At 67.5% G+C, this 19,672-nt stretch carries 20 protein-coding genes and 1 pseudogene; 9 read left to right on the top strand and 12 right to left on the bottom strand.

Annotation, left to right across the window (positions count from 1 at the left end):
- Positions 1–41: 41 nt before the first annotated feature.
- Both DSHI_RS10400 and DSHI_RS23105 read left to right on the top strand, forming a co-directional pair.
- On the top strand, positions 42–1,424 hold the full coding sequence (locus tag DSHI_RS10400) for an aminotransferase family protein (RefSeq protein WP_012178712.1): 1,383 nt from the start codon (positions 42–44) through the stop codon (positions 1,422–1,424).
- 135 nt (positions 1,425–1,559) lie between these two features.
- Positions 1,560–2,013: pseudogene (locus DSHI_RS23105) on the top strand (GcvT family protein); the annotation flags it as partial.
- A 222-nt stretch (positions 2,014–2,235) separates the two neighbouring features.
- On the opposite strand, the gene DSHI_RS10395 reads toward DSHI_RS23105, so the two are convergent.
- The 11 genes from DSHI_RS10395 to DSHI_RS10345 all read right to left on the bottom strand — a co-directional run bounded on the left by DSHI_RS10395 (position 2,236) and on the right by DSHI_RS10345 (position 11,642).
- Positions 2,236–2,643: a universal stress protein gene (locus tag DSHI_RS10395; protein ID WP_012178710.1), complete on the bottom strand. Its 408-nt coding sequence runs from the start codon at positions 2,641–2,643 to the stop codon at positions 2,236–2,238.
- 46 nt (positions 2,644–2,689) lie between these two features.
- Positions 2,690–3,703, bottom strand: a complete 1,014-nt coding sequence (locus tag DSHI_RS10390) for an Ldh family oxidoreductase (RefSeq protein WP_044027768.1) — start codon at positions 3,701–3,703, stop codon at positions 2,690–2,692.
- A gap of 59 nt (positions 3,704–3,762) precedes the next feature.
- Positions 3,763–4,944, bottom strand: coding sequence for a UxaA family hydrolase (locus tag DSHI_RS10385; protein ID WP_012178708.1), 1,182 nt, complete (start codon positions 4,942–4,944; stop codon positions 3,763–3,765).
- Positions 4,945–4,956: 12 nt separating this feature from the next.
- Complete coding sequence (locus DSHI_RS10380; RefSeq protein ID WP_012178707.1) at positions 4,957–5,247, bottom strand: UxaA family hydrolase; 291 nt, start codon at positions 5,245–5,247, stop codon at positions 4,957–4,959.
- A 15-nt stretch (positions 5,248–5,262) separates the two neighbouring features.
- Positions 5,263–6,246 carry an alcohol dehydrogenase catalytic domain-containing protein gene (locus tag DSHI_RS10375; protein WP_012178706.1) on the bottom strand — a complete coding sequence of 328 codons (984 nt, stop codon included), beginning with the start codon at positions 6,244–6,246 and terminating at the stop codon, positions 5,263–5,265.
- A complete protein-coding gene (locus DSHI_RS10370) occupies positions 6,243–7,007 on the bottom strand; it encodes an SDR family NAD(P)-dependent oxidoreductase (RefSeq protein WP_012178705.1) in 765 nt (254 codons plus the stop codon). The genes DSHI_RS10375 and DSHI_RS10370 overlap by 4 nt, the downstream gene beginning before the upstream one ends.
- Positions 7,000–8,307, bottom strand: a complete 1,308-nt coding sequence (gene hisD / locus DSHI_RS10365) for a histidinol dehydrogenase (RefSeq protein WP_012178704.1) — start codon at positions 8,305–8,307, stop codon at positions 7,000–7,002. Before hisD ends, DSHI_RS10370 begins: the two co-directional genes overlap by 8 nt.
- A gap of 9 nt (positions 8,308–8,316) precedes the next feature.
- Positions 8,317–9,645, bottom strand: a complete 1,329-nt coding sequence (locus tag DSHI_RS10360) for a TRAP transporter large permease (RefSeq protein WP_012178703.1) — start codon at positions 9,643–9,645, stop codon at positions 8,317–8,319.
- A gap of 12 nt (positions 9,646–9,657) precedes the next feature.
- Positions 9,658–10,173 carry a TRAP transporter small permease gene (locus DSHI_RS10355; RefSeq protein WP_012178702.1) on the bottom strand — a complete coding sequence of 172 codons (516 nt, stop codon included), beginning with the start codon at positions 10,171–10,173 and terminating at the stop codon, positions 9,658–9,660.
- Between the two features lie 117 nt (positions 10,174–10,290).
- The gene (locus DSHI_RS10350; protein WP_012178701.1) at positions 10,291–11,439 is read right to left on the bottom strand and encodes a TRAP transporter substrate-binding protein; all 1,149 of its coding nucleotides are present in this window, start codon (positions 11,437–11,439) and stop codon (positions 10,291–10,293) included.
- 11 nt (positions 11,440–11,450) lie between these two features.
- A complete protein-coding gene (locus DSHI_RS10345) occupies positions 11,451–11,642 on the bottom strand; it encodes a hypothetical protein (protein ID WP_012178700.1) in 192 nt (63 codons plus the stop codon).
- Between the two features lie 160 nt (positions 11,643–11,802).
- Between DSHI_RS10345 and DSHI_RS10340 the strand changes: the two genes are divergently transcribed.
- From DSHI_RS10340 to DSHI_RS10310, 7 genes are all read left to right on the top strand, one after another.
- A complete protein-coding gene (locus DSHI_RS10340) occupies positions 11,803–12,861 on the top strand; it encodes a LacI family DNA-binding transcriptional regulator (RefSeq protein WP_012178699.1) in 1,059 nt (352 codons plus the stop codon).
- Between the two features lie 370 nt (positions 12,862–13,231).
- Positions 13,232–13,969: a 5-oxoprolinase subunit B family protein gene (locus DSHI_RS10335; RefSeq protein ID WP_012178698.1), complete on the top strand. Its 738-nt coding sequence runs from the start codon at positions 13,232–13,234 to the stop codon at positions 13,967–13,969.
- Positions 13,966–14,982, top strand: coding sequence for a 5-oxoprolinase subunit C family protein (locus DSHI_RS10330; protein WP_012178697.1), 1,017 nt, complete (start codon positions 13,966–13,968; stop codon positions 14,980–14,982). Before DSHI_RS10335 ends, DSHI_RS10330 begins: the two co-directional genes overlap by 4 nt.
- Entirely contained in the window at positions 14,979–15,749 is a 771-nt protein-coding gene (locus tag DSHI_RS10325; protein ID WP_012178696.1) for a LamB/YcsF family protein, read from the top strand. Before DSHI_RS10330 ends, DSHI_RS10325 begins: the two co-directional genes overlap by 4 nt.
- Positions 15,750–15,810: 61 nt before the next feature.
- Entirely contained in the window at positions 15,811–16,503 is a 693-nt protein-coding gene (locus tag DSHI_RS10320; RefSeq protein WP_012178695.1) for a D-lyxose/D-mannose family sugar isomerase, read from the top strand.
- Between the two features lie 6 nt (positions 16,504–16,509).
- Positions 16,510–17,265 (top strand): sulfite exporter TauE/SafE family protein, encoded by a 756-nt coding sequence (locus DSHI_RS10315; RefSeq protein ID WP_012178694.1) that lies wholly within the window; start codon positions 16,510–16,512, stop codon positions 17,263–17,265.
- 260 nt (positions 17,266–17,525) lie between these two features.
- The gene (locus tag DSHI_RS10310) at positions 17,526–19,205 is read left to right on the top strand and encodes an ABC transporter permease (RefSeq protein WP_012178693.1); all 1,680 of its coding nucleotides are present in this window, start codon (positions 17,526–17,528) and stop codon (positions 19,203–19,205) included.
- A 4-nt stretch (positions 19,206–19,209) separates the two neighbouring features.
- On the opposite strand, the gene DSHI_RS10305 is transcribed toward DSHI_RS10310, so the two are convergent.
- Complete coding sequence (locus DSHI_RS10305; protein WP_012178692.1) at positions 19,210–19,626, bottom strand: hypothetical protein; 417 nt, start codon at positions 19,624–19,626, stop codon at positions 19,210–19,212.
- Between the last annotated feature and the right edge of the window lie 46 nt (positions 19,627–19,672).

The raw sequence follows: 19,672 nt of genomic DNA, 5'->3' as shown, positions 1-19,672 counted from the left end.
ACCGGATGCAGGCGCCCCTCTTGCCAGGACAGGACAGGCCGATGACCACTCATGTTGCTCCCAATGACCTCAGCCATGTGATCGAGGCGGATCGTGCCCATCAGTGGCACCATCTGATCAACCACAAGCCCTTCGAGACGACCGATCCGCGGATCATCGTCGAGGGCAAGGGAATGCGCGTCTGGGATGCCCTGGGCAAGGAACATCTGGATGCGGTCTCCGGCGGGCTCTGGACCGTCAACGTGGGCTATGGGCGGGAGCGGATCGCGAATGCCGTGCGCGACCAGCTCATGCAGATGTGCTTTTTCTCGAATTCGCTAGGCACGATCCCGGGGGCGATCTTCTCGGAAATGCTGATCGACAAGATGCCGGGGATGAGCCGGGTCTATTATGCCAGCTCCGGCTCGGAGGCGAACGAAAAGGCGTTCAAGATGGTGCGCCAGATTGCGCACAAGGTCCATGGCGGGCGCAAGACCAAGATCCTGTATCGCGAGCGGGACTATCACGGCTCGACCCTGGCCACGATGTCGGCGGGTGGACAGTGGGAGCGCAAGGCGCAATACGGCCCCTTCGCGCCCGACTTCGTCGAGGTGCCTCATTGCCTGGAATATCGCGCCCAGTGGGAGGGTGAGAACTATGGCGAGCGCGCGGCTGACGCGATCGAGGAGGTGATCCTGCGCGAAGGCCCGGACACGGTCGGCGCGCTCTGCCTGGAGCCGGTGACGGCCGGGGGCGGTGTGATCACCCCGCCCGAGGGCTACTGGCCGCGCGTCCAGGAGATCTGCCGCAAGTACGATGTGCTGTTGCATATCGACGAGGTGGTTTGCGGGCTGGGCCGGACGGGCAAGTGGTTTGGCTACCAGCATTACGGGATCGAGCCGGATTTCGTGACCATGGCCAAGGGCGTCGCCTCGGGCTACGCTGCGATTTCGTGCATGGTCACGACCGAGCGCGTGTTCGAGATGTTCAAATCCGAGCCCGGCGCGCCGCTCGATTATTTCCGCGATATCTCGACCTTCGGGGGGTGTACGGCGGGACCGGCGGCCGCGATCGAGAACATGAAGATCATCGAGGAAGAGGATCTGCTGGGCAACACCGACCGGATGCATGACCAACTGATGGGCAACCTCGCCGGGCTGATGGAGAAGCATCGGGTGATCGGGGACATCCGCGGCAAGGGCCTGTTCTGCGGGGCCGAACTTGTGGCGGACCGGACCACGAAGGAGCCCGCGCCCGAGGCCCTGGTGCAGGCGGTCGTGGCCGATTGCATGGCCCAAGGCGTCATCATCGGGGCGACAAACCGCTCGCTGCCGGGGTACAACAACACGTTGTGTTTCAGCCCCGCACTGATCGCCACCGCGGACGATATCGACCAGATCACCGACGCCGTCGACGGGGCGCTGACCCGGGTGTTCGGCGCATGAGCGATCTGCCGGGCACCGCCCGCGTTGCAATTATCGGGGGCGGGGCGGTCGGTGTGTCGCGCCCCTACCATCTGGCGATGGCGGGTTGAAGAGATTGCGTGTTGGCCGAACGTCTCCGCCGCCTCGGCGGTGATGAACATGCAGCGCTATTCGTGGTACATCGAGGATGCCATGGCGCGGGTGCCGCCCTTGGGCACTGCCTGGGTGAGGCGGCTGATCAACGGCCCCATTCCCTACGCGCCGGACGGTCTGTCCCTGCTGGGGCCGATGCCCGGCGTGCCCAACGCGTTCGAGGTCCAAGCGCGCACCTTCGGGATCGTGCAGGCGGGCGGGACCGGCAAGGTTCTGGTTGAGTGGCTCCGCGATGGTCAGGCCGAGTGGTACATGTGGGCGGCCGATCCACGCCGCAAGACCGGCTATGCGGACGAGGACGACAGTCGCGCCAGGGCGCTAGAGACCTATGGCCATGAATGCGCCATGCACTCGCCCATCACGCGTGGCCCGCGGGGCGCAATTCGGCGCCTATACCGGGTGGGAGCGGGCGGTCTGGTTCGCCGAGCCGGGCGACGACACGTCCGAGGCCGCCACGGTCAGCGCGCTGCCCTTCCGGGATCCGGAGAATGCGCGGCTGATCGCGAAGCGACATGCCCGGCAGGGGAGGCTGGCGGCGCGGGGGCAGGGTCAGCCCGCCACGCCGACGCGGGATCGGGAGACGCCGGGTTGCCTGCAGAGCCAAAGGGCTGCGACATGGCCGCTTACCGGTCCACGCGCTCTCTCGCGCACCTCCGAGGCCGATCCAGGGCGCCAGGGCTCAGCGCATCACCATGACGGAACAACTGGCCCGCCGCACCACGCGCGCGGCGGTGGAGCCCAGGAAATAGTCGCGCATGCCGGGACGATGGCTGCCCACGATGATCAAGGTACAGCCGTGATCTTCGGCGAATTGCGGGATTTCCACGCCGGGTTTGCCTGTGATCACATGGGTTTCGACATCATCGGCCTCTCCCACCAGTCCCGAAAGCTTCTCGGCCACTTTCGCGGTCAGGTTGTTCTCGGGCTTGTGGGTGACGAACTCCGACACATAGCCGGGCACAGTCTCCAGCACCGTCACAACGAGGATTTTTCCACCCGGGGCGAGCATGTCCCGGGCCTGGGCGAGCTTGGGTTGGATCAGGTCTGCATGGTCGAGGTCGACCGGTACCAGAATTTTCGCGGACATGGGGTCTCCTTCTCGGGGCGGCCCGGTGGGTCCGGGGGACTGGGGCTCAGGGATGGGTGGCGGCAAGACGGCGGGCGCCGTCGAGATAGGCGCGCGGCACCGCGATGCCGTGTGCCTGCGCGGCGTTCAGGGCGGCCAGACGGCGTGTGCCCGGCAGGCGGGCGCCCTCCATCGTCTCGATCTGGGCCAGCAGCGGGGCGAGCCGGGCAGTGAACGCCTCCGCCCCCTCGGGCGGACGCCAGAGCGTCAGAAACTGGCCGACCCCAGGGGGCGGGCCGTCAGCGGAAAAGAACGACCCGGCCTCGGTGCTCAGCGCGGCACCGGTCATCACCGCGGACAGGATCTCGACCATCAGCGCCAGCGCGGTGCCCTTGGCCTCGCCGATGGGCACCATGGTGCCGCCGAGCGCTGCCTCGGCATCCGTGGTCGGATTGCCCGCGGCATCGAGCGCCCAGCCTTCGGGGATCGGCTTGCCCGCCTTCTTGGCATTCATCACCTTGCCGCGGGCCACCTTCGACAGCGACAGGTCGATGACCAACGGCGCGCTCCCGGCCCTGGGCGTGGCAAAGGCGATGGGGTTGGTGCCGAAAAGCGGGGTCTTGCCGCCCCAGGGGGCAATCGCGGCGGGGGCGTTGACCACCATCATCGCCACCAGCCCGGCTTTTGCCGCCCGCTCCACATGGATCGACAGCGCGCCGCAATGGTGCGAGCGGGTCACGGCGATGGCGGCGGTGCCAAGTTCCCGCGCGACGGCGATGCCTTCGTCAATGGCACGCTCCAGCGCCGGATAGGCGAACCCGTGGCCGGCATCCACCAGCAGTGTGGTCGGGGCAGGGCGGGTGATCGTCACCTCGGCCCCGGCGACGATCTTGCCGCTGCGGGCCTGGGCCACGTAATCTTCCAGCCGCGAAAACCCGTGGCCCACCTGGCCCTCGGCCTCGGCCGCGACCAGCGCGTCGGCGGTGCTGCGCGCAGCGCCTTCCGGCACGCCGTTGGCCGTAAAGGCCCGGAACAGAAGGTCGCGCGCGTCGGGCAGGGAAAGGGTTTCGGTCTCGGACATGTACACCTGGTCTTCGAAAGGAGAGACGGGCGCGCGGACACTGCCGCGCGCCCGGATCGTTACGCCGAGCGGTAGAGCTTGGTCATCGAGAACTCCCGATGCCCCAGCGCCTCGGCGGCGGTGTTGCGGCCATTGGCGGTTCGGCAGATCATCTCGATCAGCGCATCGCCCGCCTCGTCGATGGTCATCTCCCGACGCAGGATGCCGGAGACATCCACATCCACATGCTCGGCCATGGTGCGCACGGTGCGCGGATTCGCGGTGATCTTGATCACCGGCACGATCGGGTTGCCGACCACGTTGCCCTGGCCGGTGGGGAAGGTGTGGATCACCGCGCCGCCCGCCGCCATCAGCGTCACGCATTCGGCGGCCGCCGAAGAGCTGTCCATGAAGTAGAGCCCGTTGCCGGACTTGGGCTGCTCGGCAGGCTCCAGGATATCGATGAACTGCGAGGTGCGGCCGATCTTTTCCAGGTTGCCAAGGGCCTTCTCCTCGATCGTGGTCAGACCGCCTTCGATGTTGCCCTTGGTGGGCTGGCTGTCGCTCAGGTCATCGGTCTGGTGCGCGAAGATCACGTCATCCTGATAGGCCTTCCACATCTTGTACCAGCGCTGCCCGACCTCTTCGTTGATCGCGCGCTTCTGGCAGATATGCTCGGCCCCGGTGATCTCGGAGGTCTCGCCAAAAAACCCGGTGATCCCTTCGGGCAGGAGCTTGTCATACATGTTGCCGACCGTGGGGCAGGATCCGAGGCCCGTGGTGGTATCGCTCTCGCCGCATTTGGTGGACACCCACAGCTCGGAGATGCTGCACTCTTCGCGCTGCATCTCGGTCGCCTTGTGGACGAAATCCTTCGCCGCCCAGGAGGCCGCGCGGATCGTTTCGAAGTCGCCCTTCTGCTCGATCGAGAATTCGGCTACTTCCTTGCCGGTCTCGCGGATGCCGTCGGCGATGCGCTTGGTCCAGCCGGGCTCGATGCCGATGACGACCACCGAGTGCACGTTCGGGTTCGCGCCGGTGCCGATCATCGTGCGGAAATGCAGCTCCAGGTCCTCGCCGAACTGCAGGCGGCCATAGGCGTGCGGGATCGCCAACGTGCCCTTGACGTTGTTGGCGACCGCCTCGCAGGCGGCGTTGGAGATGTCGTCCACGGGCAGGATGAGCACATGGTTGCGCACGCCCACGCGGCCGTTTTCACGCCGGTAGCCCTTGACGGTCAGGTTTGAATACTTCGATGCCATTCCAGTGGCTCCTTACCAGCGTTTCGTTTTGCAGTTATGGGTGTGCAGATGCTCGCCCTGGCCGACATCGGCGATGATCTTGCCGATATCCTCGCCGTATTTCATGGCGGTGTCGCCAGCCTTGAGGTCCTTGAGCGCGACCTTGTGGCCGATCGGCACATCGTGCCTGGCGGTCAGCCGGAAGGTCGAATTGTCATGGGTGACACAGCACAGCATGTCCGTGCCGGCGGTCAGCCCCTCGACCACGACCACACCGACATTGTCGTCATGTTCGTGGACCAGAAGATGCGGTATTTCAGACATTTAGGTCTCCTGTCTTTACGGCTTGAGTATGATCTTGGGTGCGGGCACGCGGCCCGCGCGGATATCGGCGAAGGCGTCTGCCCCCGCGGAAAGGGGACGGCTTTCGGTCCAGTCGAGCCCGCCGAGGCGGCCGTCAAACATCGCGGCACAGGTGTCGCGAAAATCCTGCGCGGTGTAGGTATAGGTGCCGATCACGGTGATCTCCTGCAGGGTGATCCGCCTAATGTCGAGGCCCGCGGACCCACCCCCCAGCCCGATATGCAAGAGCAGACCGCCGGGACGGGTCGCCGCCGAAGCCGCCGCCCGGGTGGCATCATAGCCAACCCCGTCCACGGTGATGTCGAAAACCCGGCCTGCGACCTGCTCGGGCGTCGCGATGGTGTAGTTTGCATCGCGAGCGAGGTACTCGCGGCGCATGGCGTTCGGCTCCACGAGGGTCACGTCCGCCACACCCTGCGCTTGCAGGCTGATCGCGGCGGCCACGCCGATGGCCCCGCCGCCGATCACCAGGGCGCTGTCGCGGCGCGCGTCGGCCATGGATGCCAGCCCCAGACGCACCGCGTGCCAGCTGACCGCCACGGGCTCGGCCAGGGCGGCTTTCTCCAGCGGGACGTCGTCGGGTACGGTCACCAGGTTGCGTGCCGGCATGGCGACGTATTGCGCGAACGCCCCATCGCGCGGGGGCATCGAGATGATCTGCCTTGTGGCACACAGGTTGTCGCGTCCCGACACGCAGGCCGGGCAGGTGCCGCAGGTCACGAGCGGATTGATCGTCACACGCTCCCCGTCGCGGGGGCCGCCGATTATCACGCCCGCGCCCTCGTGCCCGAGGATCAGCGGGGCAGGGCGGCGATCGTCATGTCCGAGATAGGCATGCATGTCCGAGCCGCAGATCCCGACACTGTCGATGCGGATCAGGTGATCGCCCGCAGCCGGAACCGGCTCCGGCACATCGCGGAAGGCCAGCTGCGCCACCCCGGTATAAACGAGCGCCTTCATTTCGCGGTGAATCCCCCGTCGACCATCAGGATCTGGCCCGTGACATAGGCCGAGGCGTCCGAGCACAGGAACAAGAGCGGGCCGTCGATATCCCCTGGCACGCCATTGCGTCCGATGCAGGTCTTGTCCGCAAGCTCCTGCGCCAGCGCGGGATTGTCGAACACGGGTGCCGTCAGTTCGGTCTTGAAAAACCCCGGTCCGACGGCATTGGCATTGATCCCCTGGGCGGACCAGGCCTCGGCCATGGCGCGGGTCAGTTGCGCGATCCCGCCCTTGGTGGCGCCATAGGCGACACCGCCTGGAAAGGCGCGCGTGGTCTGGAGCGAGGCGAAATTGACGATCCGGCCCCAGCCCTTCTCCGACATGGCTGGCACCAGCGCCTGAGCGAGGAAGAAGGGCGCGGTGAGGTTCAGCGCCAGCGTGGCATCCCAGCCGGCGGCCGTGACCGCATCGGCCCGCTCGCGATTGTTGATCCCCGCGGCCAGCACCAGGATATCCGGCGCACCGAAGGGTGCGGAGATTGCCTCCACCATGTCCGGCAGGCTGTCGCGGTCGGCCACGTCCCAGGCGGCGCTGGCGGTGCGGCCCGGTGTTTCGGCCTCCCAGGCTGCGAGCGCGTCGGCACGCCGCGCGACGCCGACGACCGAGGCTCCGGCGCGGGCCAGCACCGTGGCCGCGCGCCGCCCGAGGCCCGAACTGGCCCCGGTCACGCAGGCCACGCGGCCCGTCAGATCGAACATGGAGGCAGGTGCGTCAGTCATTGCCGGTCAGATCGAATTCCTGGTCGGGGAAATACTTCCTGAGACGAATATCGGCGGTGCGAGCGTGGCCTTCCATCCCTTCCAGTCGCGAAATGCGCGCCGTGGCGAGCGCGACGGGCTTGGACCCTTCGCGGGTTGAGCGCTGCCAGGTCACGATCTTCATGTATTTGTGCACCGAAAGCCCCCCGGTGTAATTCGCGGCCCCCGAGGTCGGCAGCACGTGGTTCGTCCCCGAGGCCTTGTCACCGAAGGCCACGGTGGTCTCTTCGCCCAGAAACAGCGAGCCGTAGCAGCTCAGCCGCTCCAGCCACCAATCCAGATCCTCGGCCTGCACGGTCAGGTGTTCGGGCGCGTACTCGTCCGAGGTCGCGGCCATTTCCTCACGGTCGGCACAGACGATCACCTCGGCATAATCGCGCCAGGCGGCGGTCGCGTTCTCGCGGTTCACGTCCGGCAGGTCGTCGATCAGGCCGGGGACCAGTTCCATCACCTTCTCGGCCAGCGCGCGGTCATCGGTCACCAGCCAGACGGGCGAGTTGTAGCCATGCTCTGCCTGACCGACCAGGTCGACCGCCACCACCATGGGGTCGGCGGACGCATCCGCCAGGATCAGGCTGTCGGTCGGCCCCGCGATCATGTCGATGCCCACGCGCCCGAAGAGCATCCGCTTGGCTTCGGCCACGAACTGGTTGCCGGGGCCCACGAGGATGTTCGCCTTGGGCAGACCGAAGAGGCCAAAGGTCATCGCCGCCACGCCCTGCACCCCGCCCATCGCCATGATCTTGTCGGCACCGCAGACATGGGCGGCGTAGACGATGGCGGGCGCGATGCCCACATCCGGTCGCGGTGGCGAGCAGGCCACGATATGCTTGCAGCCCGCCACCTTGGCGGTGGTCACGGTCATGATCGCGCTGGCGATATGGCTGTAGCGTCCGCCGGGCACGTAGCAGCCCGCCGCATGAACCGGGATCGCCTTCTGCCCCGCGATCAGGCCCGGCACCACCTCGATCTCGAAATTGGCGACCGTGTCACGCTGGGCCTCGGCGAAACGCTTCACGTTGGCATGGGCGAAATCGATGTCGTGCTTGAGCTTCTCGGGCACCTGCGCGATGGCCGCGTCGATGGCGTCCTGGCTCAGCAGGATCTCGCCTTCGTAATTGTCGAACTTCCGGGCATAGGCCAGTGCGGCGTCGTCCCCGCCGGCCTCGATCTCGTCGAGGATGGCGCGCACGATCTTCTTGGTCTCGCCCGCGTCGCTCTTGGGGGTCAGGGTGGCTTTCTTGAGATACTCTCGCGACATGTTTCGATCCTACTTGAAGATGTCTGGAAGAAGGGCGGTGGAGATTGCCGGAATATAGGCAATCATAAGGGTGACGAGCAGCATGAAAAACACGAAGGGGACTGCCCGATAGGCGATTTTCAGGATGGATTCCCCTGTTATGCCCGACACCACGAACAGGTTGAGCCCCAGCGGTGGCGTGATGAAGCCCACGCCCAGGGCGGTGATCATCATGATGCAGAACTGGATCTCGTTCATGCCGATCTCTTCGGCCAAGGGCAGCAGGATGGGCGCCAGGATCACGATGTTCGGCGTGGTTTCCATGACGCAGCCCGCGGCGACCAGAATGGCCAGCATCATCAGGATCAGCACCCAGGGCTCTTCGCTGACACCGGTCGCCACCGCGACGAAGCCCTGCGGCACGCCGATGATGGCCAGCGCTTCGGCCAGCGGCACAGAGAAGGCGATGATCGGCAGGATCACCCCGTTGACCTTGGCCGAACTCACCAGCATCGCGGGAAAATCGCTCAGCTTCAGCGTGCCCAGCACGAAACCCATCACGATGGTGACCACGACCGCCGTCGCGCCGGCCTCTGTCGGCGTCATCCGCCCCGAGAAGATGCCGTAGAAGATGATGCCGGGCACGATGAAGGCGTACCAGCCGGACTTCAGCGCCGTCCAGAGGCGGGAGAAATACTCCGGCATCGAGACATTGCCGCCGCCCTCCCAGCCGTTGAGCCGGTTCATGATGATGTTCGTCACCAGGATCGAAACCAGGATCGCGAGGCCCGGAATGACGGCCGCCAGGAACAGGGTCGAGGCCGAAATACCCAGCACGAGGCCGATGATGATATAGGCGATCGAGGGCGGGATCAGGATGCCGGTACAGGCCCCCGCAGCCACCAAAGCGCAGGCATAGGGCCGCGGATAGCCCGACTCGACCAGCCGCGCGATGGTCATCCGCCCCACGGCAGCGGCGCCCGCCGCGTCAGAGCCCGAGATCGCCGCGAACATCCCGCAGACCAGCACCGTCGCCGATCCGAACCCGCCCTTGGCGAATTGCGTGAGCGCCTCGGCCACATCGAGAAACTTGCGCGACAACCCCGTGCGGACAAGCGCGTCGCCGGTCAGGATGAAGAGGGGCACCGCCGTCAGGGCAAACGCGTCGATCCCCGAGAACAGCCGTTCGCCCACGAGGCTCAGGGGCAGGGCGCCCGACCACACAAGCATCAGGATCGCCGAGGCGCCGATGGCGGCCCAGACCGGCACGGCAAGGGCCACGAGGGCGACGAACATGATCACCGGGCCATAGAAATCCCAGCCCAGGATGACGGTTTGGTCCATTTGCTGCCAAAGCATGTCTCCGCCCCCTCAGTCGAACAGCTTGTCGCCTTCGTAAACGGGTCGTCCCGCACGAAGGTCGGCCAGATCGCGCAGGAAGGATTGCACGAGGCGAAGAATGACGAGGGCGAACCCGGTGGGCACCGCCATCAGGAACCAGACCTGGCTGATCCGCAGGCCCGGTGTGACCGAACCGAACTTGGCCGACACCAGCACCGTCTCGAACGACCAGTAGAGCGCGATGATCGCCACCACGAACATCACCAGATCCCCGAAGATGTAGAGCAGGGCCTTGGCGCGGCGGCCGACATACTGCATCAGAACGTCGATGCGGATATGGCCGCGTTCCTTGACCGCGGCGGCGCAGCCGATCCAGGCGAGGTATATGAAGGAATAGCGGACGATCTCCTCGCCCCAGATCGAGGAGTAGGACATGATCTCACGCCGCAGAACCTCGATGAACATCGTCGCGACGAGCATAACGTAGAACAGCAAGAGCGCCCATCGCTCCCCGTTCTTGTCGAGTATTCGCAGGAAATTTCGCATGAGTCCCTCCCCGACCCCGAAAGGGCCCAGCCCGATCTCGGGCGCCTCCGCGTTGAACGATGCGGTCGTGAGGGGCCCGGCGCCGCAGCGCCGGACCCGGTGTCGTGAGTGGCGTCTTTACGCGTCGTGGACGTAGAATTTTCCGCGTGTGCCCGCGGCTTCTTCCAGTTTGGAGAAGGCCTCCATGGACCCGGCCAGCTCTACCTTGAACTCGTCCCATTCGGTGCGCTGGTAGCCCCCGGCGGCCTGCCACTCCGCGAGTTGGTCGTCGTCCAGGGAGTGGAACTGGACACCGGATTTGGTGAGCTCTGACATCGCATAGGCGCGCGCGGACGGCACCTTGGCGAGGTTCTGGTGCGTGGTCATCTCGCCCGCGAACTCGATCCCTTCCTGCACGTCCGATGGCAGGGAGTTGAACCATTCGAGGTTCATCGAGAACACCTGGCTGTCCGGCACCGCCTGGGTGAAGGTCACATGGCTCAGAATGTCGCCGAAGCCGAAGACATAAAGCGCGCCCACGGACGGATCGAGCGCATCAGCCACGCCCTGCTTGATCGCCGAAGGCGTCTCGCCCCAGGCGACCGGGGTCGGGTTGGCGCCGACCATGCGGTAATATTGCTGCAGCATCGCGGAGCCCGGCACGCGGAACTTGATGCCATCGAGATCGCCCGGCGACAGCACCGGCCCCGCACCCCCTGCGCGCACCGCGACGACCCGCGGGTCGATCACCACATACATCAACGCCTTGAAGCCCGCGGCCTCGATCTTGGGATGCACCTCGGCCTTCCAGGGATCGGAGCTGACGAGGTTGGTGAAGCGCTGGTTCGAGCCGCAGAAATACGGCAGGTTGATCAGGTCGGTGGCACTCGCAAACGGTGCGAAATTGGCCAGAGAATGCTGTGCGCACTGGATCGTGGCACCCTGAACCGCCTGCACCAGGGCCGCGCCCGCGCCGAGCTGCCCGCCCGGGGCGAGCTTGACATAGACCTTGCCGTTGGTGGCGTTCTGGATGTTTTCCTTCAGGTCGAGTTGCATGATCGGATAGCTGCGCGATGCGCCCAGCACATAGGCAGTGGCCAGCGTCATCGTGTGATCGGCGGCGGCCTCGCGCTCACGCTCTTCGCGGGCGGATTGCGCCACGGCCGCATCGGACCACAACAGCCCGCCGGCCCCGACGACCAGGGCGGCCGTGAAGCTGCCCGAGCCTGCGAGTTTCAGGAAATTCCTGCGCTCGACCGACGCGATTTCCTTGGTATCACGATCCATGTTTTCCTCCCTCATGGATTTCTGTCTTTTCTGTCAGGGTCGGCGGCTTCCGCCTTCAGGATCGCGACCGTGAAGAGAATTGCGGCGATGAAGAGAATGACCATCTCCGTGACATCGCTGAACATCGGTGCATTGGTCACCGCCCCCATGACCACATTGGCCACGTAGATGGTGAATACTGCTGCGGATAATGCCAGAAACACCGCTTCGTCCTCCCAAACGCCCCGAGTCGCGCTCAATGTAAGCGCTTACATAAATTCATGCAAGCAATTACATTGGCCCAAGGTCGCCTTTCGTCGCGGACCCGGACAGGCTAGCCTGTCGGGATTGGACAGCTGGCGACGCTGCGGTTGTAGGAGAAGCATGGTCGACAGGACGACAAACAGGCGCGTGGCACGCAAACCCGCCACCCCCTCGCCGACCCTCCAGGACGTGGCGCAGGCGGCGGGCGTGTCCACGGCGACCGTGTCGCGCTGCCTGAACTCGCCGGAACTGGTGGTCGAGCAGACCCGGGAGCGCGTGCTGGCCGTGGTGCAGGAGCTTGGCTATGCGCCCAACTTCGGGGCACGGGCGCTGGCGGCGAAACGCACCAATACCATCGGCGCGATCATTCCCACCATGGAAAACGCGATCTTCGCACGGGGCCTGCAGGCCTTTCAGGAAGAATTGGCCCGCCACGGGCTGACCCTTCTCGTGGCGTCGTCCTCCTACAGTCCCAAGCTGGAGGAGGAACAGATCCGCACGTTGCTGGCGCGCGGGGCGGATGCGCTGCTGCTGATCGGGTTCGAGCGTTCGGCGCGGGCTTACGAGCTGTTGCAGCAGCGCGGCGTACCTTACGTCATCGCCTGGGCCTATAGCGCGGGCAGCGACCACCATGCCATCGGCTTCGACAACCGCGCGGCGATGCGGGCGCTGGCGCGGCAGGTCTTCGGGCTGGGTCACCGGGATGTGGCGATCATCGCGGCCCCGATGGACAGCAACGACCGGGCGCGGGAGCGGGTGCTGGGCATCTGGGACGCGGCTGCCGAGGTCGGGCTGGATCGGGACGCCCTCACCTTGGTCCAGACACCCTACTCGATCGAGAATGGCGCGCGGGTCATGGCAGAGATCCTCGCAGGGCCGCGTCAGCCCACGGCGGTGATGTGCGGTAATGACGTTCTGGCCGTGGGCGCCATGGGGGCGGCCCGCGCCGCCGGGCTGTCGGTGCCCGGGGACCTGTCGATCACCGGGTTCGACGATATCGAGATCGCCGGCATCGTGACGCCGGGCCTGACCACGGTCCATGTCCCGCACCGCCAGATGGGGATCGAGGCGGCCCGCGTCCTTGCCACGTTGCTCTCCGGCGGTGCCCCTCCGGTGCCGCTGCTTCTGGAGACGCAGATCATCTCGCGGGCTTCTCTCGGACCCGTGTCCGGGACTTGACCGCCCCTATCATCGGACGCGCAGGCGTAACGCAGAACGCAGAGCGCCACGCAAGCGTGACGCGGAAAGGGGCGCAAGGGACAAGGGGGGGCCGCTGTTCACAACGTGACCCTCCGGGCGCCGCGTGATCCGTCCTTGGCGCGTGTGATTGCATCGGGGCGCGCCGACACAGGTCCGGTCCGCTTCGCCCCCGACGAAAACTGCCCTCCTACCTTCACGGTGCCCTAGTCGACGCGGTGCGTCGCTCCCGCGTTGCGCTCCTGCCGCGAAGCAGGCAAGGTGCCAGCGTGAGGGAAGATCGAGCGGGCATGTCAGACAGGTACACAGCGCAACTTGCGCCGGACACATCCGCCGCCTGCCGGGGTGCGCCATGACGGGCGCTTGGCCGAAAATCCGCCCCGTGGGCCTGACCGGCCTGCTGGTCAGCTTCGCCGACACCCTGTCGGACCCGGCCAACCGCGCAGCCCTCGCCTTTCGCGCCGCGGTGGAGGCGGAAGCCTGGCCAGACGTTTTGGAAAGCTCCTGCACCCTGGCCTCCTGTTTCATCCGCTTCGACCCGGTGGAGACCGACCCCGAGCCGCTGGAAGCGCGGCTGGCAGATCTGCTCGCGGCTCGCGACTGGTACGCGGCCCCGTTCCCCGCCGGGCGGCGGCTTTGGCGTATCCCGTGCGTGTTCGGCGGCGATCTCGCCCCGCAGCTCGGGGACGCGGCGCAGGCGGCGGGCATGTCCCCCGCCCAGGCGATCGAGAGCTTGAGCACCGCGCGCACCCGGGTCCTGACCCTCGGCTTCGCGCCGGGCATGCCCTATCTCGGCACGCTGCCCCCCGCCTGGGACCTGCCGCGCCAGACCGAGCTGACGCCCCGCGTGCCGGTGGGCGCGCTGGTGCTGGCGATCCGCCAATTCGTGCTCTTCGCCACCACGGCGCCCACGGGTTGGCGCCATGTGGGCCAGACCGCCTTCACCGGCTACCGCCCCGGCGCCGACCGGCCCTTCGCCCTGTGCGCGGGCGACGAGGTGATGTTCCCAGCGATCCCTGCGGAGGACTATGCCGCCTGCGAAGCCGATCCCAGCGGCCTCGGCGGCGCGACATGGGAGGTGCTGGAATGACCGCGCGCCTGGAGATTTGCGCCGCCGGTCCCGGCCTGACCGTGCAGGATGCCGGGTTCCTGGGCTATATCGGGCAGGGTCTGTCTCGGGGCGGGGCGGCGGACACCCGGGCCCTGGCCGAAGGCGCCGCATTGCTGCGCCAGTCCCCCGACCTCGCCGCGATCGAGATGGCCGGCAGTGGTGGGACCTTCCGGGTCACCCGCGACGCCCGGCTCGCGCTGACCGGCGCGCCGATGCAGGCGACGCTCGATGGCGCGCCGCTCGCCTGGCACGCCTGTCACGCGTGGCCCGCCGGGGCCGAACTGCGCATCGGCGCCGTGCAGGGGGGCAGCTATGGCTACCTGCATGTGGGCGGCGGGATCGACACGCCTGTGGAGCTCGGCTCACGCTCCACCCACCTCACCGCCGGGCTGGGCCGGGCGCTGGCGGCGGGCGACAGCCTGCCCCTGGGCCGCGATCCCGGTGGCCCGGTGGGGCAGGGGCTGCAGGTCGAGGATCGCTTCTGTGGCGGCGAGATCCGCATCATCCGCAGCTTCCAGAGCGACAGCTTCGCGCCCGAGGATGTCACCCGCCTCTCCGAGACGCCCTTCACCCGCGACCCGCGCGGCAACCGGATGGGTGTGCGTCTCGCCCACGCGGGCGACGGGTTCTTTGCCCGGGGCGGGCTCACGGTGCTGTCCGAGATCGTCGTGCCCGGCGACATCCAGGTCACCGGCGAGGGCGCGCCTTATATCCTCGGGGCCGAAAGCCAGACCACCGGCGGCTATCCCCGCATCGCCACCGTCATCCCCTGCGATCTGCCGCGCGCGATGCAGGCCGGGCCGGGCGCGCCGATCCGCCTCGCCCTCGTGGATCGCGCCACCGCCCTTGCGGCCGAGCGCGCCGAGGCCAAGCTGCTGCAGGCCTTGCCGAAACAGGTCCGCCCCCTCTTGCGCGACCCGCGCGAGATGTCGGACCTTCTGTCCTACCAACTGATCAGCGGCGTCACCGCCGGGGAGGAGCCCTCGCCATGACCATCACAGTCGATTTGAACGCCGATATGGGCGAAAGCTTCGGTCCCTGGCCCATGGGCGACGACGCGGCCCTGCTGCGCACCATCACCTCGGCCAATATCGCCTGCGGCGCCCATGCGGGCGACTGGGACGTGATGGCACGGACCATGGCGCTGGCGGTCGAGAACGGCGTGGGCATCGGCGCCCATCCCGGCCTGCCGGACCTGCAGGGCTTCGGGCGGCGCCGGATGCAGATGCCCCATGACAGCCTGCGCAACCTCGTGGCCTGGCAGGTCGGCGCGGCCCAGGCCATGGCGCGGCAGGCGGGCGGGGCGGTGCGGCACGTCAAGTTGCACGGGGCGTTGGCCAACATGTGCTCGGAGGATGCCGAGATGGCGCGCGCCTGCTACGAGGGTGCGCTGGCTGCCGACCCGGACGTGATCATCATGGTACTGGCCGCCACGGCGCAGCAGACGGCGGTCGAGGCGCTGGGCTGCCGCTGGGCCGCCGAGATCTTCGCCGACCGCGCCTATAACGACGACGCGACCCTGGTGGACCGCCGCCTGCCCGGGGCCGTGATCCACGACCCCGACCGGGCCGGCGCGCGCATGGTCGAGATGGTCAAGGCCGGTGCGATCATCACCGAAAGCGGTGCTCATATCTCCACGCCCATTGACACCATTTGCCTGCATGGCGACACGGCCGAGGCCGTGGGCATTGCCCGCGCCACCCGCGCGGCGCTGGAGGATGCGGGCATCACGCTGGCGCAGTTCCCGGGCCGCCGCTGACCCCTTTACACCCCCGCCGCTCCGGCCCATGGTCCCGGGCGATAGCGGGGAGGGGACGCGCATGAAACGATCCGAAATCAACGCCATCATGGCCGAGGCGGATGCCCTGATCCGCCGCCACGGGTTCGTTCTGCCGCCCTTCGCGCGCTGGAGCCCCGCGGAATTCGCCGCCCGCGCGCCCGAGGCCCGCCATGTCATCGACGCCCGCTGCGGCTGGGACATCACCGATTACGGCGCGGGGCGGTTCGACGAGATGGGGCTGTTCCTGTTCACCCTGCGCAACGGGCGGCTTGCGGACCTGCAGCGCGGTGGTGGCATGTGCTACGCCGAGAAGCTGCTGATCTCGCGCCGCGACCAGCTCTGCCCGATGCACACCCATGTGATCAAGGCCGAGGATATCATCAATCGCGGCGGGGCCACGCTGGTGGTCGAGCTCTACGGCTCCGACGACGCGGGCAACTTCGCCGAGGATCGCGGCGGCACCGTGGCCTGCGATGGCATCGCGCGCCCCTACGCCCCCGGCGACAAGCTGCGCCTCGCGCCGGGCGAGAGCGTGACGCTGATGCCCGGGGACTGGCACGCCTTCTGGGGGGAGGGGGGCGACGTGTTGATCGGCGAGGTCTCCACCGTCAACGACGACGAGACCGACAATATCTTCCGCGATCCCATCGGGCGGTTCGCCGAGATCGAGGAGGACGTCGCGCCCACGCACCTGCTGGTCAGCGATTACGCCACACACCTGCCGCGGAGCTGACCGCGCTTGCCCGCCTTGGATCCCGTCGCGCTTCTGGCCATCTTCGCGGCCCTCGCCCTGGGCGGCACCGTCAAGGGGGCGACCGGCGCGGGCGCGCCGGTGATCGCGGTGCCGGTGATCGCGGCGTTCTACGACGTGCGGCTCGGCGTGATGATCATGGCGATGCCGAATCTCCTGTCGAACAGCTGGCAGCTGTGGCGCTACCGCGCGCATCTGATCCCCGGCGGGTTCACCTGGATGCTGGCGGGCGGGGCGGCGGCGGGCTGCCTGGCCGGTACCTTCCTGCTCGCGGTGCTGCCGGACCGGGTCCTGCTGCTGGCGGTGGCGTTCGGAGTGGCGGTCTATATCGGCCTGCGCCTTGCACGCCCGGAGTTCCGGTTGGCGCTGGACACCGCACGGCGCATCGTCTGGCCGGTATCCCTGGGGGCGGGGCTGTTGCAGGGGGCGGCGGGGATCTCTGCCCCGATCACCCTGAGCTATCTCAACGCGATGCGCCTGGCGCGGCCGGTTTTCATCGCGACCGTCTCGACCTGTTTCATCGGCATGGCGGTGGTGCAGGTGCCCGCGCTCTTTGCCACCGGGCTTCTGACCCTGCCGGTCTTCGGCCTGAGCGTTGCCGCGCTGGCGCCGATCCTGTTGTTCATGCCGCTGGGGGCGTGGCTGGCGCGCAAGATGTCCGCCGAGGGGTTTGACAAGCTGGTTCTGGGGTTGCTGAGTGCGCTGGCGGCGCGGCTCTTCTACGTGGCCCTCACCGGCGGCTGAGCGGTGCGCGGTCCAAGCGGTTTCGAAACCGCTTGATCCCCCGCCGGGCCCGGCGCGCTGGATCCGCGGGGCGGGCCGCAGCCGACCGCTCTTCCAAGGTGCTCCCATTGCCGGCCATGCGCGCCCCAAGCGGTTTCGAAACCGCTTGGCCCCGGTTCCGGGTCGGGCGCGCGGCATGCGATTGCGCGCTCAGCGGCGCAACGGCGCGGGGGACGCAAGGCGGGTTGCGTCCCGCCCGTGGGCGAGGCTAGATCGCGCCCATGGCAACCCTGTCCGATCCCTCTGGCGAGCGTCCCGTGAAAAGCCGTGCCCGCAAGCGCCGCGAGGCCCGGCTGCTGGGCACGGGCGCGCTCGTGCTCGCGGCGCTCTGCCTGCTGCCCATGCTCGCGGTCCTGATCACGGCGCTGTCGGGGGGGACCGATACCCTGGCCCAACTCGCCGACACCGTGCTGCCCGGCTATACCGGCGCAACCCTGGCGCTGGTGGTGCTCGTCGGCACCGGCACCTTCATGATCGGGACCTCCACAGCCTGGCTCATATCGATGTACGAGTTCCCTGGTCGCCGCTGGCTGGAGGTGCTGCTGGTCCTGCCGCTGGCCTTTCCGGCCTATGTGCTGGCCTATGCCTATACCCATGTGCTCGACCATCCCGGCATCGTTCAGGCGACGCTGCGATCGGTGATGGGCTGGGGACCGCGCGACTACTGGTTTCCCGAGATCCGCTCGCTGGGCGGGGCTGCGGCCATGCTGATCCTCGTGCTCTACCCGTATGTCTATCTGCTCGCCCGCGCGGCTTTCGTGCAGCAGAGCGCCACCACTTTCTTTGCCGCCCGCGCCCTGGGCCGCACGCCTTTCCGCGCCTTCCTGGAGGTCTCCATGCCCATGGCGCGCCCTGCCATCGCCGCGGGCGTCCTGCTGGCCACCATGGAGACCATCGCCGATTTCGGCACCGTGTCCTATTTCGGCGTCCATACCTTCGCCACGGGCATCTATACCAGCTGGTTCAACATGGGGGACCGGGTGGCCGCGTCCCAGCTTGCCCTCGGGCTTCTGGGCTTCGCGCTCCTGCTCGCGGTGCTGGAGCGTCAAAGCCGCGGTTCTGCCAAGTACCACGGCGGCAAGCGGCAGGAGGCCATGCCCCGCACCACCCTGACCGGCTGGCACCGCTGGAGCGCGACGATCCTGTGCGGCGCGCCGGTGCTTCTCGGCGTGGCCATCCCGATCGTCACCCTGCTGGTCATGGGCATCGGGTCCGAGCAGAACCTGCTCAGCCGCCGCTACATTCGTTTCATCACGAATTCCCTGACCCTGGCCTCGGCGGCGGCGGTTCTGACGGTCTGCGCGGCGGTGATCCTGGGGTACTACCAACGCGTCCGCCCCGGCCCGCGCTCGGACGCGGCTCTCTATATCGCGCGGCTCGGCTACGCGATCCCGGGCGGGGTGATCGCGGTAGGGCTTCTGGTGCCCTTCGCGCTCTTCGACAACACGCTCGATGCCTGGATGCGCGCCAATTTCGACCTCTCCACGGGGCTGCTGCTGACCGGATCGATCTGGCTTCTGGTGGGGGCCTACATGATCCGGTTTCTCGCCGCGGCGCTGGGCGCCTACGAGGGCGGACAGGCGACGATCAACCTCAATCTCGACTATGCCGCGCGGGTGCTGGGCCAGACCGCCTACGGCACCCTGCGTCGGGTGCACCTGCCGATCCTGACGCCAAGCCTGCTGACGGCGCTGCTGATCGTGTTCGTCGACGTTATGAAGGAATTGCCCGCGACGCTCATCATGCGGCCCTTCAACTACGACACGCTGGCGGTGCAGGCCTACCGGCTGGCCTCAGACGAACGGCTCGAAGGGGCGGCCGTGCCCAGCCTGCTGATCGTGGCCGTGGGGCTCTTGCCGGTTATCCTGCTCTGCCGCCAGGTCCGCCGCCAATCGCGCTGAGCCCTCAGGGGTCCGGCACCACCTCGACCGGGCCGACCCCGGTGATCCGCGCCGCGCAATCCGCAACCGGAGCGAAACCGGGGCCGTCGAGCCGACAGGCCCCGACCACGAAGGCGTAGCGTTCGACTTCCGTGCAGGGGGCGTTCGGGGTCTCGAACACCGCCGTGACGCTCTCGCCCGGGGCGAGGTTCATGAACCACGTGCCTTTGCTGCGCCCGACTTGCGTGTCCCCGACATAGAGCAGGAAATGCCCGCTGACCTCCAGGGCCGGACGCTCGCCACGATTGGCCAGGGTCATCTGTGCCGTGCAGTAATACTCCCGCAAGCCGATCTCGCCCAGTGACAGCTCGAACTCGGCGCCATGGGCGGCCGACGCGGCGCAGAGATAAGCCGCCGTGGCCAGGATATGCCGTCTTTTCATGTCTCTCTCCCGTTCTTGCGTCCGTGTCACGAAAACGGGCGCGGTC

Origin of the sequence: Dinoroseobacter shibae DFL 12 = DSM 16493 (genome assembly GCF_000018145.1) — a bacterium.
Taxonomy (GTDB): Bacteria; Pseudomonadota; Alphaproteobacteria; order Rhodobacterales; family Rhodobacteraceae; genus Dinoroseobacter; species Dinoroseobacter shibae.
The sequence above is the reverse complement of the archived record's forward strand: the minus strand, read 5'-3'. Positions and strand labels throughout refer to the sequence as shown.

What these genes read in the sequence shown, in the direction of transcription:
- DSHI_RS10335 (WP_012178698.1), top strand. Translation starts at nt 13,232, where the DNA reads ATGACGGGCGCTTGGCCGAAAATCCGCCCCGTGGGCCTGACCGGCCTG.
- DSHI_RS10370 (WP_012178705.1), bottom strand. Translation starts at nt 7,007, where the DNA reads ATGACTGACGCACCTGCCTCCATGTTCGATCTGACGGGCCGCGTGGCC.
- DSHI_RS10395 (WP_012178710.1), bottom strand. Translation starts at nt 2,643, where the DNA reads ATGTCCGCGAAAATTCTGGTACCGGTCGACCTCGACCATGCAGACCTG.
- DSHI_RS10320 (WP_012178695.1), top strand. Translation starts at nt 15,811, where the DNA reads ATGAAACGATCCGAAATCAACGCCATCATGGCCGAGGCGGATGCCCTG.
- DSHI_RS10305 (WP_012178692.1), bottom strand. Translation starts at nt 19,626, where the DNA reads ATGAAAAGACGGCATATCCTGGCCACGGCGGCTTATCTCTGCGCCGCG.
- DSHI_RS10310 (WP_012178693.1), top strand. Translation starts at nt 17,526, where the DNA reads ATGGCAACCCTGTCCGATCCCTCTGGCGAGCGTCCCGTGAAAAGCCGT.
- DSHI_RS10385 (WP_012178708.1), bottom strand. Translation starts at nt 4,944, where the DNA reads ATGGCATCGAAGTATTCAAACCTGACCGTCAAGGGCTACCGGCGTGAA.
- hisD (WP_012178704.1), bottom strand. Translation starts at nt 8,307, where the DNA reads ATGTCGCGAGAGTATCTCAAGAAAGCCACCCTGACCCCCAAGAGCGAC.
- DSHI_RS10350 (WP_012178701.1), bottom strand. Translation starts at nt 11,439, where the DNA reads ATGGATCGTGATACCAAGGAAATCGCGTCGGTCGAGCGCAGGAATTTC.
- DSHI_RS10340 (WP_012178699.1), top strand. Translation starts at nt 11,803, where the DNA reads ATGGTCGACAGGACGACAAACAGGCGCGTGGCACGCAAACCCGCCACC.
- DSHI_RS10380 (WP_012178707.1), bottom strand. Translation starts at nt 5,247, where the DNA reads ATGTCTGAAATACCGCATCTTCTGGTCCACGAACATGACGACAATGTC.
- DSHI_RS10375 (WP_012178706.1), bottom strand. Translation starts at nt 6,246, where the DNA reads ATGAAGGCGCTCGTTTATACCGGGGTGGCGCAGCTGGCCTTCCGCGAT.
- DSHI_RS10390 (WP_044027768.1), bottom strand. Translation starts at nt 3,703, where the DNA reads ATGTCCGAGACCGAAACCCTTTCCCTGCCCGACGCGCGCGACCTTCTG.
- DSHI_RS10355 (WP_012178702.1), bottom strand. Translation starts at nt 10,173, where the DNA reads ATGCGAAATTTCCTGCGAATACTCGACAAGAACGGGGAGCGATGGGCG.
- DSHI_RS10360 (WP_012178703.1), bottom strand. Translation starts at nt 9,645, where the DNA reads ATGCTTTGGCAGCAAATGGACCAAACCGTCATCCTGGGCTGGGATTTC.
- DSHI_RS10330 (WP_012178697.1), top strand. Translation starts at nt 13,966, where the DNA reads ATGACCGCGCGCCTGGAGATTTGCGCCGCCGGTCCCGGCCTGACCGTG.
- DSHI_RS10325 (WP_012178696.1), top strand. Translation starts at nt 14,979, where the DNA reads ATGACCATCACAGTCGATTTGAACGCCGATATGGGCGAAAGCTTCGGT.
- DSHI_RS10400 (WP_012178712.1), top strand. Translation starts at nt 42, where the DNA reads ATGACCACTCATGTTGCTCCCAATGACCTCAGCCATGTGATCGAGGCG.